15 protein-coding genes are annotated in these 14,207 nt (G+C 52.3%); 3 read left to right on the top strand and 12 right to left on the bottom strand.

Annotated elements, in window-relative coordinates:
* Nucleotides 1-4: 4 nt before the first annotated feature.
* The 6 genes from FPL14_RS21105 to FPL14_RS21080 form a co-directional block, all read right to left on the bottom strand.
* A complete protein-coding gene (locus tag FPL14_RS21105; protein WP_182299608.1) occupies nucleotides 5-883 on the bottom strand; it encodes an SPFH domain-containing protein in 879 nt (292 codons plus the stop codon).
* Between the two features lie 180 nt (nucleotides 884-1,063).
* Nucleotides 1,064-1,378: a pyrimidine/purine nucleoside phosphorylase gene (gene ppnP, locus FPL14_RS21100; protein ID WP_182299607.1), complete on the bottom strand. Its 315-nt coding sequence runs from the start codon at nucleotides 1,376-1,378 to the stop codon at nucleotides 1,064-1,066.
* A 27-nt stretch (nucleotides 1,379-1,405) separates the two neighbouring features.
* Entirely contained in the window at nucleotides 1,406-3,418 is a 2,013-nt protein-coding gene (gene tkt / locus FPL14_RS21095; protein ID WP_182299606.1) for a transketolase, read from the bottom strand.
* A gap of 215 nt (nucleotides 3,419-3,633) precedes the next feature.
* Nucleotides 3,634-3,864, bottom strand: a complete 231-nt coding sequence (locus tag FPL14_RS21090; RefSeq protein ID WP_182299605.1) for a hypothetical protein — start codon at nucleotides 3,862-3,864, stop codon at nucleotides 3,634-3,636.
* Between the two features lie 8 nt (nucleotides 3,865-3,872).
* Complete coding sequence (gene purU, locus FPL14_RS21085) at nucleotides 3,873-4,772, bottom strand: formyltetrahydrofolate deformylase (protein ID WP_182299604.1); 900 nt, start codon at nucleotides 4,770-4,772, stop codon at nucleotides 3,873-3,875.
* Between the two features lie 47 nt (nucleotides 4,773-4,819).
* The gene (locus tag FPL14_RS21080) at nucleotides 4,820-5,950 is read right to left on the bottom strand and encodes a deoxyribonuclease IV (protein WP_182299603.1); all 1,131 of its coding nucleotides are present in this window, start codon (nucleotides 5,948-5,950) and stop codon (nucleotides 4,820-4,822) included.
* Between the two features lie 137 nt (nucleotides 5,951-6,087).
* On the opposite strand from FPL14_RS21080, the gene FPL14_RS21075 reads away from it, so the two are divergent.
* From FPL14_RS21075 to FPL14_RS21065, 3 genes are all read left to right on the top strand, one after another.
* Nucleotides 6,088-6,522, top strand: a complete 435-nt coding sequence (locus FPL14_RS21075) for a DUF2621 family protein (protein ID WP_182299602.1) — start codon at nucleotides 6,088-6,090, stop codon at nucleotides 6,520-6,522.
* Between the two features lie 80 nt (nucleotides 6,523-6,602).
* The gene (locus FPL14_RS21070) at nucleotides 6,603-7,028 is read left to right on the top strand and encodes a hypothetical protein (RefSeq protein ID WP_182299601.1); all 426 of its coding nucleotides are present in this window, start codon (nucleotides 6,603-6,605) and stop codon (nucleotides 7,026-7,028) included.
* Between the two features lie 20 nt (nucleotides 7,029-7,048).
* Complete coding sequence (locus FPL14_RS21065) at nucleotides 7,049-7,954, top strand: TIGR01777 family oxidoreductase (RefSeq protein ID WP_182299600.1); 906 nt, start codon at nucleotides 7,049-7,051, stop codon at nucleotides 7,952-7,954.
* 41 nt (nucleotides 7,955-7,995) lie between these two features.
* Here FPL14_RS21065 and FPL14_RS21060 read toward each other — a convergent pair whose 3' ends face one another.
* The 6 genes from FPL14_RS21060 to FPL14_RS21035 form a co-directional block, all read right to left on the bottom strand.
* Nucleotides 7,996-9,555: a DUF6382 and FHA domain-containing protein gene (locus FPL14_RS21060; protein WP_182299599.1), complete on the bottom strand. Its 1,560-nt coding sequence runs from the start codon at nucleotides 9,553-9,555 to the stop codon at nucleotides 7,996-7,998.
* Nucleotides 9,556-9,607: 52 nt separating this feature from the next.
* Complete coding sequence (locus tag FPL14_RS21055) at nucleotides 9,608-10,093, bottom strand: A24 family peptidase (RefSeq protein WP_182299598.1); 486 nt, start codon at nucleotides 10,091-10,093, stop codon at nucleotides 9,608-9,610.
* On the bottom strand, nucleotides 10,093-11,061 hold the full coding sequence (locus FPL14_RS21050; protein WP_182299597.1) for a TadE family protein: 969 nt from the start codon (nucleotides 11,059-11,061) through the stop codon (nucleotides 10,093-10,095). Before FPL14_RS21050 ends, FPL14_RS21055 begins: the two co-directional genes overlap by 1 nt.
* Entirely contained in the window at nucleotides 11,024-13,261 is a 2,238-nt protein-coding gene (locus FPL14_RS21045; protein ID WP_182299596.1) for a hypothetical protein, read from the bottom strand. Before FPL14_RS21045 ends, FPL14_RS21050 begins: the two co-directional genes overlap by 38 nt.
* Nucleotides 13,262-13,285: 24 nt before the next feature.
* Complete coding sequence (locus tag FPL14_RS21040; protein ID WP_182299595.1) at nucleotides 13,286-13,831, bottom strand: hypothetical protein; 546 nt, start codon at nucleotides 13,829-13,831, stop codon at nucleotides 13,286-13,288.
* Between the two features lie 144 nt (nucleotides 13,832-13,975).
* A complete protein-coding gene (locus tag FPL14_RS21035; protein ID WP_182299594.1) occupies nucleotides 13,976-14,179 on the bottom strand; it encodes a Flp1 family type IVb pilin in 204 nt (67 codons plus the stop codon).
* Nucleotides 14,180-14,207 lie beyond the last annotated feature (28 nt).

Here is a 14,207-nt window from a genome sequence, read left to right as displayed (position 1 = left end):
TCTGTTACCCGTACATCGTGCCCGTATTGATTACCGGAGTCGCTGCCCTATCGGATACGATCGTCACCATGAGATTGTTGATCATAGCCGCGCGCCGTTCCCCGTCGAGCTCGATGCCGTTTTCCTTCAGTTGGGCCAGAGCGGATTCCACCATCGTAACCGCGCCCTCGACAATCTTCTGCCTAGCCGCGATGATCGCGATCGCTTGCTGCCTCTGCAGCATGGCGCTGGCGATCTCCGAAGCGTATGCCAAGTGGGTCAGCCGAGTTTCCAGCACTTCGACGCCGGCGATCGAGAGACGGGACTGCAGCTCGCGCGTCAGCTCCTCCGATACCTCGTCCGAGTTGCCGCGGAGAGACGGCTTCTGCTCCGTCTCCTCCGTAAACGTGTCATAAGAATAGTGGGCCGCGATATGCCGCAGAGCCGTCTCGCTTTGAACCTCGACGAACTTGGCATAGTTATCTACGTCGAATACAGCCTTCGCGGAATCGACGACTTTGAACACGACGACGCAGCCGATCTCGATCGGATTGCCTTCCGCGTCGTTCACCTTAAGCGTGTGGCTATTGAAGTTGCGAACCTTGAGCGAAATCTTCGTTTTTCCGGTAAACGGAATGACCAGCCACAAACCGCTGTTGGATACCGTTCCTTTGTAACGCCCGAAAAAGGTAATCACCTTCGCTTGGTTCGGCTGAACGATCGTGAGCGAAGTAAGCAAGACGATAACCAGCAGATCTAACGCGATTCCCGCCGTGATGAGTAGACCGTTCGGTTCCGGACGATCCCCTCCGTAGATGAATAGCGCGATGCTTCCGGCCAGGGAGACTAGCACCAGCAAGAGCGCAAGAAATCCGTTCACGTGCCAGGCTCTGGTCGTTGTCATAAGGGATGGCCACCTCTTCATCATTATATTTTTTTGATATGAATATGATATCACTTTTTACAGAGAATTGCCATCTTTTAAAGACAAAACCGGCTAACGTCGCCCTTGAGGAAACAAAAAAAACGTTGCGCCGCCTTTTACGGCGGCACAACGTTTTGTTCTCGTCGGATCTAGAAGCGACTAGTCGATATACGAGCAAATGTAATCCGTAACGGTTTTAACTTGCAGCTTAAAGCTGGAGTTAGCAGGAACTTCGAATTTCGTCGGCTCTTTGATCTCCAACCATTGGTCGTTGCCAGGAAGCAGAACAGAAAGCTCGCCCGCTTGGATGTCCATGATTTCCTTTTGCGCCGTACCGAACTCGTATTCGCCCGGCAGCATGATGCCGAGGGTGATTTTGGTGCCGTCTTCGAAAATAACCGCGCGGCTAGTTACTTTGCCTTCGAAGTATACATTAGCTTTTTTCACTACGGATACGTTGTTGAATTGCGACATCGTTTCTCTCCAGCTCCCTTGTTCGGATTACACTAATTTTTTGAATTGGGCTACGACGTTATCGACCGTGAAGCCGTATTCCTTGATGACGCGGTCTCCCGGCGCGGAAGCGCCGAACGTGGAGATGCCGATAATCGCTCCGCTGTCTCCGACGTAACGCTCCCAACCGAACGGGCTCGCCATCTCGATGGCAAGGCGGGCTTTGATCGCTTTAGGAAGGACGCTTTCTTTGTAGCTTGCTTCTTGTTTCTCGAACAGGTCGAAGCTCGGCAAACTAACGACGCGTACGTGTACGCCTTGTTCAGCCAATGCTTTCTGCGAAGCGACGGCAAGCTGTACTTCGGAGCCCGTAGCGATCAGGATACCTTGAGGTTGTCCGTTAGCCGCTTCGGATACGACGTAACCGCCTTTGGCAATGTTGTCGCGCGCGGACGAAGTACCTTCGAGAATCGGCAAGTTTTGGCGCGTCAGCACCAGCGCGACCGGATTGTCTTGGTTTTGCAACGCGTATGCCCATGCAGCGGACGTTTCGTTGCCGTCGGCCGGACGAATAACCGTCAGGTTAGGAATGATGCGAATGGAAGCCAATTGCTCGATCGGCTCATGCGTAGGACCGTCTTCGCCGACCGCGATGCTGTCGTGCGTCAAGACGTAAACGACAGGCAGACCCATTAGGGCAGCCAGACGTACCGCCGGACGAAGGTAGTCGGTAAATACGAAGAACGTACCGCCGAATACTTTCAAGCCGCCATGCAGCATGATCCCGTTCATGGCCGCAGCCATTCCGAACTCGCGAATGCCGAAGTAGATATTGCGGCCGTCATAGTTGCCGGCCTTGTAGATCGGAAGGCCTTTCAAGTGCGTCATCGTGGAGCTTTCCAAGTCGGCGGATCCGCCCACGAGTTGAGGTACGTTTTTCGCTAAGCCGTTAAGTGCGTTACCGGAAGCCACGCGAGTGGATAACGGTTTGTCTTCCGTCGTGTACGCCGGAAGATCCGCATCCCAGCCGCTAGGCAATTTGCCGGCAAGCGCGTCTTCGAATTGAGCAGCCAGCTCAGGATAAGCGGCTTTATATTTCGCGAATTGAGCATCCCAAGCGGCATTCGCTTGTTCTCCCGCTTTTTTGACTTCAGCGAAATGAGCGCGAACTTCCGCAGGCACATGGAACTCTTCATGCGGCCATTCATAGAAGCCTTTAGTCAGTTTTGCCTCGTCAGCACCGAGCGGAGAACCGTGCGGGCCGGCGTGGCCGCCTTTTCCGCCTTTGTTCGGAGAACCGTAACCGATAACCGTTTTGACCTCGATAAGAGTTGGTTTGGACAGATCCGCTTGCGCCGCCTCGATTGCTTTAGCCAACGCGTCGAGATCGTTGCCGTCTTCTACGCGAAGATATTGCCAGCCGTAAGCTTCGAACCGCTTGCCTACGTTCTCGGAGAACGACAGGCTCAATTCTCCGTCGAGGGAAATATCGTTGGAATCGTACAGAACGACGAGCTTGCCGAGCTTCAAGTGACCCGCCATCGAAGCGGCTTCGGAGGAAATCCCTTCGGACAAGTCGCCGTCTCCGCAGATGGAGTAAGTAAAGTGATTGATGACATCGTAACCTTCGCGGTTATAAGTAGCGGCCAATTGAGCTTCGGCCATTGCCATACCGACGGCCATGGCAACCCCTTGACCAAGCGGTCCGGTCGTTGCGTCTACGCCGGCCGTATGTCCGAATTCCGGATGCCCCGGAGTCAAAGATCCCCATTGACGGAAGTTTTGCAGTTCCTCGATCGGCAAGTCATAGCCGTTCAGGTGCAACAAAGAGTATAGCAACATGGAACCGTGTCCCGCGGACAGAACGAAACGGTCGCGGTCGATCCATTGAGGGTTGGACGGATTGTGCTTCATCGTCTTCGCGAACAGCTGGTAGCCCATTGGAGCTGCCCCCATCGGCATGCCGGGATGTCCGGATTTCGCTTTCTCGATCGCATCGATCGAAAGCGTACGGATCGTGGTTACGGATAATTGGTCGATTGCTTTAGTACTAACTGTCATTAAGTAGTACCTCCTCTTTTCTATTCACGTACGTTTAAGGCAACTAGGCACAGAATCGTACAGTTATAACTCCAAATTAAATCCAATAAATAATCCAATTCATTGTATCATGGACTTTTTACGAATGCTATAACATGTCCGTACAAGTATCAAGGAATGGACAGAATACTCCACGCCGTTAGTCTAACCATTTACTTGAATTCCAAGTGGCCGGATTACCTAATCGCAGGCTGACCTTGGCCCGGGGACGATCTCCGTAGATTTACCTCAAGCTCGTCTCCGGATTTCAACGGAGGCAACCCTTCCTCCGCGAGCTGCCGGTTCACGGCAGCGTAAAGGTCCCCCATCGGCACGAAACGATCATTCAAATACATGACCCACTCGTCGTTCTCCACATCGTAAGCAACCCGGCCGACAATTATAGTGGTTTGCTTGCTTTCGCCCATTCGATACCTTATACGAACGCAACGGTTTTGTTCTGATAAACGAGCAATCTGTCTTCCACATGCCATTTGACCGCGCGGGCCAGAACGATTCTCTCGATGTGGCGGCCGATGCGTTTCAGTTCGGTCACGTCGTCCCGATGAGTAACGCGCTGGATATCTTGCTCGATGATCGGTCCGCCGTCCAATTCTTCCGTTACGTAATGCGCTGTCGCCCCGATCAGCTTGACTCCGCGGTTGTACGCTTGCTGATAAGGCTTGCCGCCGACGAACGCAGGCAAGAAAGAGTGATGGATATTAATGATTCGATTATGGTATTGTTCGATGAATTTCGGCGATACGATCTGCATATACCGAGCCAACACGATCAAATCGACCTTGCCCGAAGTCAGTTCCCGCTGCTTCTGTTCGGCTTCCGCTTTCGTGTCCGGCGTAACCGGAACATGGTGATACGGGATACCGAACGATTCGACTAAACCTCTCATGTCGTCGTGGTTGCTGATGACCATGCTGATCTCCGCATCCAGATCTCCCGCTTGCCATTGCCAGAGAAGTTCCGTTAAACAATGATCTTCTTTCGATACGAAGATCGCGATTCTCTTGCGCCGCGCCGCGCGGAAAATACTCCACCTCATCGTGAAGCGATCCGCGATGCGAGTGAAATCCTCTTGAAGAGAAGGCAGACGCTGCTCCAATTCTTGCAGATCGAATTCGATCCGCATGAAGAACATGCCGCCTTCCGGATCCATCGTATATTGATCCGACTGCACGATGTTCGCGCCTTGCTCGTATAGAAATTGCGATACCGCCGCAACGATTCCCGCCTTGTCGGGACAAGAAATCAGCATGCGCGCGCGAACGCTTTTATCGTCTAACCTTTTGGACTCTTGCGGCTTGTAACCGTGACTCATCGTTCCTACTCTTCCTCTCTGCTTGACTTTCGATATTCCGTGTCGTTTTATTGGCTGGACAACCAGTCTTGGCCCGCCAGGAATCCGAGCAAACGCTGATTGATCGCTTCTTCGCTGTACTCGCCGGGCAGAACGCGGTTCTCCATCAGCATATCGTACAGCCGTTCCATCGGCTCGCGAGGGTCCGCCTTTCTAGCTTTGGCGTCGGATTTCAGCAGTTCCCACGTATTCAATACGTACAGACGGGAGTCGATGCCCACTTTGTCGTAGAAGTGATGCAGACGCTCCACGTCTTCTAGGAACTCCCCGCCGAAGCGCTCTTCAGTGTCCCCGCGCAGCATGGCGATCTCGGCCTCGTACATCGGACGCTCGTCTTTCTCCTGTTTGCCGATCCAAGGCGTCTCGAGAATGAACGGCTTGTCCTTCAGCAGCTCGTGCCCGACCACTCCCGCGATCCCCTCGTATCCGATCCAACCGGAGCCGATAGGAGCATGGCGGTCTTTGGCCGCGCCCAACGGATTTTTGCTGTCGTTGACGTGCACGACCGCGATCCGGTCAAGGCCGACGATGTCGTCGAACTTGCGAAGAACGCCGTCGATATCTCCTACGATGTCGTAACCCGCATCGTGAATGTGGCAAGTGTCCATGCACACTGTCAGACGGTCGTTCAAATGAACCTTCTCGATAATTTGCGCCAGTTCCTCGAAGGTGCGGCCGATCTCCGTGCCTTTGCCGGCCATCGTCTCAAGGGCGATGTTCACGTCGGTTTCTTTCGTCGCTTCGAGCACTTCGTTCAATCCTTCGGCGATACGGGCGATTCCGTATTCCGCGTCCTTGTCGGTATACGCGCCGGGATGCAATACGATATTTTTGACGCCGATCTTGTGCGTGCGGCGTATTTCCTCTTGCAAGAATTCGACGGCTAGCCGGAAGGTATCTTCCTTATATGAACCGAGATTCACGATATAAGGAGCATGCACGACGATCTCGTTGATCCCGCTTCCCGCCATCAATTCTTTCCCCTCGGGAATATATAGATCTTCGATCGGCTTCCTGCGGGTATTCTGCGGCGCCCCGGTGTAAATCATGAAAGTACTGGAACCGTAAGAGACGGCTTCTTTGGTTGCCGTTAACAGTCCCTTGTCCGAAAATGATACGTGCGATCCAATCTTCAACATTATTAAGGCTCCTCTCGCCAGCGATCCGTACCCCGCAATCGTTGTCGGGGCCTGCTCTTGAAATCATTCCTTTATTGTATCGCGAACGTCGAAATAAATCTAGAAATGAGCTATAATTTCAAGACGAGGTGATAGTTATGAAATCAGCGCCCGATTGGTTTATCTATTTCATTGGATTTTGGACCATCGTGCTCGTGTTAGCCATGTCCGTGGGCGGATTTTTCATGTTCCGCAAATTTTTGAAAGTTCTGCCCCAAAGAGACGGAAAATCAAAGCTGGATTGGCAAAACTATTGGGTAGAACGCAGCCGGGAGCTCTGGACGGAAGAATCCAAAGAGATGTTGCATACGTTGGTTTCTCCCGTGCCTACTCCGTTCAGGGACATTGCCAGCCATTCCATTGCCGCCAAGATCGGCCAGCTTGCCGTGGAAAGCGGTTCGTCCGAGGTGACGAAAGATCATTGCATCGAAGGTTATATCCGTGCCACGCCCGCTCGCGATCACCGCAGCCTGAAAGCTTTTTTGGAGAAAAACCAGATCGATTATTCGGCTTATAATCATCTGCTTAAATAGGAACGGCGATCGGCCCGGCACGAAAAAACGAAACCTTTGTTGTTATTTCACGTCTAACCTCTTATGGAGGTGTTAGTCACATGACGAAAAAACACAGCAAGACGGCCATGGCCATGAGCGTTGCCGTACTCACTCTGGTTCTTATGGGAACCGCGTGCAGCAACAACAATTCCAACTCATCGCCGTCCGCCAGCCCTTCCACTTCGGCAAGCCCAAGTCCAAGCTCAGTCTCCAGCGAAGCGCCTGAGACAGCAAGCGCCAGCCCTTCTGCGGAGCCAGAAACGACTACCGAAACCGGTAAATACGTAGGCCTGCAAGACAGCCATTCTATTGAAGTCACGACGGACAAGGGGTCTATGGCTTTCCAAATCACCCCGGAGATAGCCGAGAAGGTAGATCTATGGGAAGAGAATACTTCCGTCAAATTTCAATACAGAACGGAAACGATAGAAGCGAACGGCGAGAAGATCGAGCAACGTACCATTATCTCGATCGATAAGCAGTAAGCGATGTGAGGAGGGGCGCAATGCGCCTATTGTTGTGCGGTGGAACAGGTTTCATTGGCAAAGCTCTGACGCATGCGCTATTGTCCCGAGGGGACGAAGTGTGGATTATTACGAGGAACAAACCTTTGAAGCCCTTATACGACAATGCTTTGCCCCACCCTCACTTTGTAACATGGGCGGAATGGGGCGACAATCCCGATAGCCTGGGCGATTTCGACGGGATCGTGAATTTAGCCGGAGAGTCTATTAACCAAAGATGGACCAAGAAGGCAAAGGAACGAATCTTATCTTCCCGTACGGATGCCGCGGATCGGCTCGCGCGCAACCTAAGCGTAATGAACTCGCCGCCAAGCGTTGTCGTGAACGCATCCGGAATTTCCCTGTACGGGCATTCGGGCGATCAGGTTTTCGATGAGCGCTCCCCTGTCCGTCCTGCCGACTTTCTAGGCACGACAGTCGTCGACTGGGAAGCAGCCGCGGATCGGATTCCCGTGAAGCGACTGGTCAAGCTGCGAATCGGACTCGTCTGCGCTCGCGAAGGCGGCGCATTTCCGCTCATTCGCCTGCCCTATCGCTTATTCGGAGGCGGTCGCATTGGCAGCGGCAAACAAGGGCTACCTTGGATACATCTTCAGGACATGGTTGCCCTTATTCTATTCTGTTTAGATAACGACGATATTTCGGGTCCAGTTAACGCCGTGGCGCCGGATCCGGTATCGAACGACGAATTCGGCCGCATGCTGGGACGAGTCACGAAACGCCCTCATTGGTTTCCGATTCCCGGCTTCATACTGAGAACGGTACTCGGAGAGATGAGTACTTTAGTGCTGACCGGACAGAAGGCGATGCCCAATAAGCTATTGGGACATGGATTTCAGTTTACGTTTCCGAAGTTGGAAGAAGCTCTGCGGGACATTACCCGCTAGGGCTTCTTTTTTCGTTCGGATGAATTAGGCAGCCCCCTCGCTCATCTCCCCGTATTTTGAAAGCAATATTGCGAATTAGCCAACGTTAGGCAATCCCCGGTCTGCAACGCGTATAACTCATACGGGGCCATCGGTTTATCATTAAGCCTGCTGCCATTCCGCGACCCTAAGTCTTTCACCTTCCATTGTTCGGCTACCCGTACTAGCTCAACGTGGGCTCTGGAAACGCCTATCGATTCGTCAACGTGCTGAGCGGCTTCGGCAGATCTCCCTATAACCAGAGACTTTCCATGAAGGGGAATGCGATATCCGGCTTCCTTCGTCTTCCAGACCAAACAATAGTCTTCTGATGGTAGCGATGGGTTGTGGTTAAGATATTCCGTTTGATCGTTCGGCGTTGAAATCCATGACGTTTCCGCAACGAACGGAACCTCGCGGTTAAGCATCTCCATTGCTGATCGATCCTTAGAGATCTCCGAACCTCCTATCGACTGCGCGGGGAAACTCATCTTCTCTTGCTCTATCGGAGGCGTATGCAGATTCGGAAATCTCGGAAAGACTCGCCGTTGTTCGTCATCCCGATCGTTATTTTCCCTAGCCATTTTGAACGAATCTTCTATATCCCGATTACTCGGTTGCAGTGTTGATGGGCCCTTTCTCTTCAATAATCCGGGCACTCCGTTCCACAAATAAAAGATTCCCGCGAGCAGCATCAAGGTAAGGCAAATACAAGCTAACAGCTTCTGTTGGCTTGGTTGGTTCAAGTATATAAATCTCCATGAAACGGCCACTAAAAATAACGAAACGCATACGACCACGATACGCCATCGGCCGATATCCATGAAGCTTGACTCTTGATCGGGCTCCTCCTCCTTCCTGTCTCCGGACAGGAAACTTCCATGCCTTGCTTCCGGCGGATCCCCCCATATTTCGGATACCGGATGGAGGTCTCCGGAAACCGGATGCAAGAAGTCCCAAGAGCGCGATGGTTTCGCGGAGGCCGGTTTATCCTCAAAGGCAGCAATTGGCGAAGAAACGGCAGAAGCAGTAGAAATGAGCGATTTTTCTTCTCTCGCTCCCTGTGGTCCCGTTAAGATTTGCCTGATATAACGAATCAGAACGATAGGAGCAAACCCGGAAGTGCTTACGAGCCGCAAGATGGATTGCAGAACTTGCCCGTCCGGCTCTTTGACCCTCATCATCCATCGGATAACGAGCCTTTCCAGATCATCCGCCCGATATAGCGTTGGCATATCGATCGGCAGGTACGTAAACTTCAAATCTTGCCAATCGTCGCCCACGAAAATAAATTCATCGAGCAGCCGTACCCGATCCGCGTCAAGCAAATATAATCTGCACTCCTCCAACACTTCCGCAAGCCGGCATAACGCTCCCAGCATATCGGCCATCGTCCAAGCCGATATACGAAACGCTTCCGTCAACATCCGCTTCCCCGACAAAACGTATCGCAACGATAGTTGCCCGTCGCACTCCTCGGTCTCTATTGGCAAAAGCCCCGGGATATCGCATTGCTTCAACATGCTGAGCTGGGTCTCGTTTAACTCCTCGCGGACGAGCGGAGGAGTTCGTTCCAAGACCATAATGTGACCTCTCTTTTGCTCGAATCTAACCGACAAAGGCTCCATACCCACTCTACCCTTTCCCCAATAAGGTTATAAATCCCGGAGCAACCGCCAGCATAAAAGGAAAACGAACGGCTTTGCCGGCCGTTAACGGATGGTTCCCCCAAGGCCACTTCATTCTTGTTCCTAGCCATCGCAATCCCGGGAGCCGAAGCAACAATAACGTAAATGCGATTCCTCCGGCGATAAGTATCGAGAAAACGAGAAGCTGAAGCGTTAAATACGGTCCCGTCCATGCCCCGAACGCTCCGAACCATTTCACGTCGCCTCCGCCGATTCCTCCGAATCGGTTCATCACGTAGAGAGGAAGAAAGCCGGACAACGCTCCCGCGACTGCCCAACCTAACCCGTTGACGCCATTCGCAAGCAAATGAAACAGCATGCCGCCTCCAGCAAACGTAATTGTCAATTCGTTAGGAATTTTCATCCGCCGCAAATCCGTCCAACAGGCGGATAAGAGCAATACGATAACGGAGACCAGTACCCACGTACTCATTAGCCACCCTCCTCGGATTCCGTTGCTTGTTTGCCTGCGACTTCAAAGGTTTGCTCCCATGCTTGTCCTTCGCCGTTCGATACTCGCCAACTCCACTGCCCCGGAGTCGTTCGTCCCGAAACATGCCATGTCCATGAGATCAAGCCGGTAGAGTCCGCCGTAGCGGTTCCCAAATGCTTGGCCTGGCTTAAACCGCTCTTGTACAGAATCGACAAATCGACAACGGTTCCCGGTTTCGTCCGAATGACTAACGTCGCTTTCCGACCCGGTTTCACGGGATTGGGCTCCAATGAAACGAATGTCACGTTAAACGAGCCAAGATTTCCTTCTTCAGCGATCCGGGACGTAGAAGGGCTGCCGCCAATCCATACCCGCTCCCTCGCGGATTCGCGAATAATTAAACGCCGCCCAAAAAACGGAACTTGAATCGGTAAAGCGTACTCGGCTTCCACGGTTAAATAAGCTTTATTTCTATCGTTTACATCCGGCAAACCGATAGAGGTCACGGTAATCCTCGACTGCTCCAGCACTCGCTCGTCGGTAAACTGCTTGATAAGCTGGCTAAACGCGAGCCTTGCCGCATGTTGCTCCAACGAGAATGTGCCGCTCGAAGCTTGTTCCGCCCATTCTTTGATCGGTGAAGGAAAGTATTGGCCGTACCGGTCTATCGTCTCTCTTACGCCAAGCCATTTGTCGTTCCATTTCTCGATTTGTTGATTCGCTTGGGAGGCTCTGACCTGATCGATCCCGAGAGAGATGGGATACCATGCGGAAGCGGCTTGTCGTGCCGTATTCGATAATGCCCCATGCAACGCCATGGATATAACGGCAGTCTGTACAATGAAGATCAAGAACAGCACGAACATCAGGAAAACGGGCATAACAAGCGCCGTCTCTATAGTTACTCCGCCGTTGGCATTAGCGGAATGTTTACTGGTAGGAACTATCCGCGTTATAAGTCGCTTCATACCGGTTCCCCTTTACCGTTCCTCCCAGATCCCCAAATCGTCCCATAACTTTGAGCAATCCGGGGAAAAACCACAATCTAATGGATGCGCTGCCCTCTCCGCTGGCGTAGGTATAGGTTTTGCTGAAATCCAAATCGGAAGCATGCTCCATTAACGCTATCATCCTAGCCATTTGATTAGCCGAGCCTCCATGCAAGAGCATGAAAAGCCTTAGATAGTCCGTATAATAGGTATCCACTTTCATATATTTAGAGAGCTGCACTTTACCGGTATTGATTAATAGATTCAGGTCTAGCAACGCTTTCGTGATTCCGTAGACCAGCGCGGCAGCCAATACGAGGAGCGGATGTCCCATCGCTCTGCATTCGATCAATCCTTCCATCGTTCGAACGGCCAAGCGAAATGCGAAAATTTCACCGTAGGCAGCCGCAATATTTCCTGCCGGGTTGTTTAAGCCATACAGAATATACTCCGCTTCTTGCATGTGTATATCCAATGAAACGTCTCCCCCTCCCAGCATCGTCTTCACGAATCCAGGATCAAAGTGAGCTAGTCTCGACATGGAATACTCGGAGAAAAATAATTGGTCTCTGGCCCCTAGCAAAGAATCTTCCAAAACATCAATTAAACCGCTGGAAGACGACATCGCCGCATCCCTTCCCTCGGACGGGTCGCTAGCCTGAGCGGATTCGGCGTGCTCCTCTTCCGTCTGGTTCCATTCCCTATTGCTAGCATAGAGGGCGGACGTTCGCTCGAAGGCCTCTTTCTCCTCCGCCGACCCGGAACGACCGGACAAGGAATCTAGAAAATTCGTTGCGCCGGACCAAGCCGTCTTTGCTTTTTCTTCCTCCTGTTTGCGTTCGTTATCGCGCGAACGATGCGCTTCCAGAGTAGATATTCGGCTTGAAATGATAGCTCCGCCCGAGCCGTACGCTCCGGAAAAATCATCGAACGCGCTTTGCAGACGGGATTGTCCGGATTGCAAAGACGGACGCATTCCCGTAGACCCGGGCACCGAAGCGACTAACGAGGAACAAGCCGCCGCCTCGCTTGCCAGCATTAAAGCTTTCGTATGCTGAAGCCTGATTTCATCAAAATAACGATCAAAAAATTCCGGCTTTAACACCAAATCTTCCGCCGATTTGCGAAGCTGCTTCATCGTTTCGATATGCTCCTTGGCAACTTCAGCCCCCTCTTCGCCCGATTGCCCGCTAGTCGTATCCGGCATGGAGTTGGCTTGTTCGATAATCGCGCGCATCTCATCGTTAGCGCTCTTTGCTCTCGTAACGGCTTCAATCGCTTCCCTAACGAATTTATCCGTCTCCGCTTTGATAGATGCCGCACTCTCGCTCAGCGACACGGACAAATTTCGGGCATTCGCTTCGTATGCCGCGACTTCGGCTTCGTAACGGGGGCCCTCCGGTTTATTCGCCTCGTCCTCGGGCTCCTCGCCGTTCTCTTCCCGGATTCTTTGCTCTTCTTCCCAGCTTTGCACGGATTTACGACGGGCTTCATCATCTAACCGCTTAATCACGTAATCATCATATGAACCTATTACGCCGCCCATAGAACCTATCTCCGACGCGACCATTTGCTGAACGGTCGTTCCCTGCTTTTTCTGTCCGTTCAATGCTTCATCGAATGCCCGCTCGCGCCGATCGTAGGCTTTCCGCATTTTCTCCAGCAAATCCACCGTTGTGGCCGCTTCTTTCATAGCTCCCGAAACGCCGCGAAAACGACTAGCCACCTCAAGCGCGAGGTCGATCGGCGCCTTGTACTTCATTTCTTCGAGTATTTGCCTCCGAAACACATCATGCGTGGCAAGCGGACGGCTCTCGGTAACTTCCGTCGTCTCCCATCGCGTATCCAGCAACGTAAAAGCCCCATTCCCCCCCGTGGCCGTATTCCCCTCCAAGGTTTCGCGGAACAATTCGTTAGCCGGTTCCCCTCCTCTAATAAACAATCCATAACGAGCATAGATCGTCGGATCGAAAGAAGATAAAGTCGATCGGGCGCCCGATTTCACCGCCAACTCCGCTTGTTTGCGAAATGCCGCGACACGGGCAAAGTCGATGAGCAAAGCCGTCAGCAACATAAAAGCAGCGGTGGCCGCGATGAAGTAGATCGTTACGGAACCCTCCGCGCCTTGCTTCCGTCGGTCACCGGAGGGGCGCTCCCTCCGCTCCTTCCGTGCCTTCATTCCCGCTGCCTCCTTCCTGGAAATTCATAGCTTGCGCTTGTTCAGAACGCCGCCCGCTTTGTCCCGATAAGCGGTCTCCCCTTCTCGTGACTCTTTCATCTTAGAAGCGTAATACCGCATAAGATCGAAGGTTCGCAGAAACTCTGCCGGCTCTACGACAAGAGCGGACACGTCCGCTTCGGCCGCGCCTCCTCCGCGCAGCCAAATTAAAGGCCGAGCCGTCCAAACGCTAGTTAGGCTCACCTCGATTTCTCGTTTGATTCCGATATTGCGATAGTTCATTCGCCCTGTTCCAACGTTATGAGAGGCGGCAGTATCGAAGCCCGCTCTCCTGAGCTTGTCCGTCGACTTGGAGCCTTCGCCTCCGGGCATTCCAGAATAAACCTCTATGACGGCGCTTTCGTTGTCCGACACAAGGCCGAACAATCCTTGAACGAGGCTATCGTCAGTTAACCGCCAATATAATCCGTCATATTGACCGTCCGGATATGCGCCCGTAAGCGAATTCTTCGCTGAGTTCGACCAACTGAATGCCGTTCTCTCCGCCAGAATGGACGAGCTATAGTACAATAAAGCTCCTTGGGAGATATATAGCGAAAAAAATAGCACTAGGAAGGTTATCATCAATACCCAGGGAAATACGAGGGACGCTTCTAAGGAAATCGATCCCGACATATCTCCCCAACCTTTCCGAACCCCAAGCTTGCTCATCGATTAATCCTTGAACACGTCGTCGGCTTTCCCTTCGACCGAATCCATCAAGTTGCCTAGAAACTCCAGAATCCAATCTTTGAAAAAGATAGCTACAATAATTAATACCGCGGCGATCAACACAAGCTCCAACGTGCCGAGCCCCTCTTCATCGTTCCATAACGAATCGGCGTCCTTCGCTCCAAGCTGAAAATAGTTTTCGATCATACAACTCATCCCTTCGCTAGTTATTATT

The organism is Cohnella cholangitidis, from assembly GCF_014107495.1.
In the GTDB taxonomy this organism is placed as follows: Bacteria; Bacillota; Bacilli; order Paenibacillales; family Paenibacillaceae; genus Cohnella; species Cohnella cholangitidis.
This window is presented reverse-complemented; position numbering and strand designations above follow the sequence as displayed.

Excerpts from the sequence above, each read along its gene's own strand:
- FPL14_RS21070 (WP_182299601.1), top strand. The coding sequence starts at position 6,603 with ATGACGAAAAAACACAGCAAGACGGCCATGGCCATGAGCGTTGCCGTA.
- FPL14_RS21050 (WP_182299597.1), bottom strand. The coding sequence starts at position 11,061 with ATGAAGCGACTTATAACGCGGATAGTTCCTACCAGTAAACATTCCGCT.
- FPL14_RS21055 (WP_182299598.1), bottom strand. The coding sequence starts at position 10,093 with ATGAGTACGTGGGTACTGGTCTCCGTTATCGTATTGCTCTTATCCGCC.
- FPL14_RS21105 (WP_182299608.1), bottom strand. The coding sequence starts at position 883 with ATGACAACGACCAGAGCCTGGCACGTGAACGGATTTCTTGCGCTCTTG.
- FPL14_RS21075 (WP_182299602.1), top strand. The coding sequence starts at position 6,088 with ATGAAATCAGCGCCCGATTGGTTTATCTATTTCATTGGATTTTGGACC.
- FPL14_RS21060 (WP_182299599.1), bottom strand. The coding sequence starts at position 9,555 with ATGGTCTTGGAACGAACTCCTCCGCTCGTCCGCGAGGAGTTAAACGAG.
- FPL14_RS21065 (WP_182299600.1), top strand. The coding sequence starts at position 7,049 with ATGCGCCTATTGTTGTGCGGTGGAACAGGTTTCATTGGCAAAGCTCTG.
- tkt (WP_182299606.1), bottom strand. The coding sequence starts at position 3,418 with ATGACAGTTAGTACTAAAGCAATCGACCAATTATCCGTAACCACGATC.
- FPL14_RS21080 (WP_182299603.1), bottom strand. The coding sequence starts at position 5,950 with ATGTTGAAGATTGGATCGCACGTATCATTTTCGGACAAGGGACTGTTA.
- FPL14_RS21090 (WP_182299605.1), bottom strand. The coding sequence starts at position 3,864 with ATGGGCGAAAGCAAGCAAACCACTATAATTGTCGGCCGGGTTGCTTAC.
- ppnP (WP_182299607.1), bottom strand. The coding sequence starts at position 1,378 with ATGTCGCAATTCAACAACGTATCCGTAGTGAAAAAAGCTAATGTATAC.
- purU (WP_182299604.1), bottom strand. The coding sequence starts at position 4,772 with ATGAGTCACGGTTACAAGCCGCAAGAGTCCAAAAGGTTAGACGATAAA.
- FPL14_RS21035 (WP_182299594.1), bottom strand. The coding sequence starts at position 14,179 with ATGATCGAAAACTATTTTCAGCTTGGAGCGAAGGACGCCGATTCGTTA.
- FPL14_RS21045 (WP_182299596.1), bottom strand. The coding sequence starts at position 13,261 with ATGAAGGCACGGAAGGAGCGGAGGGAGCGCCCCTCCGGTGACCGACGG.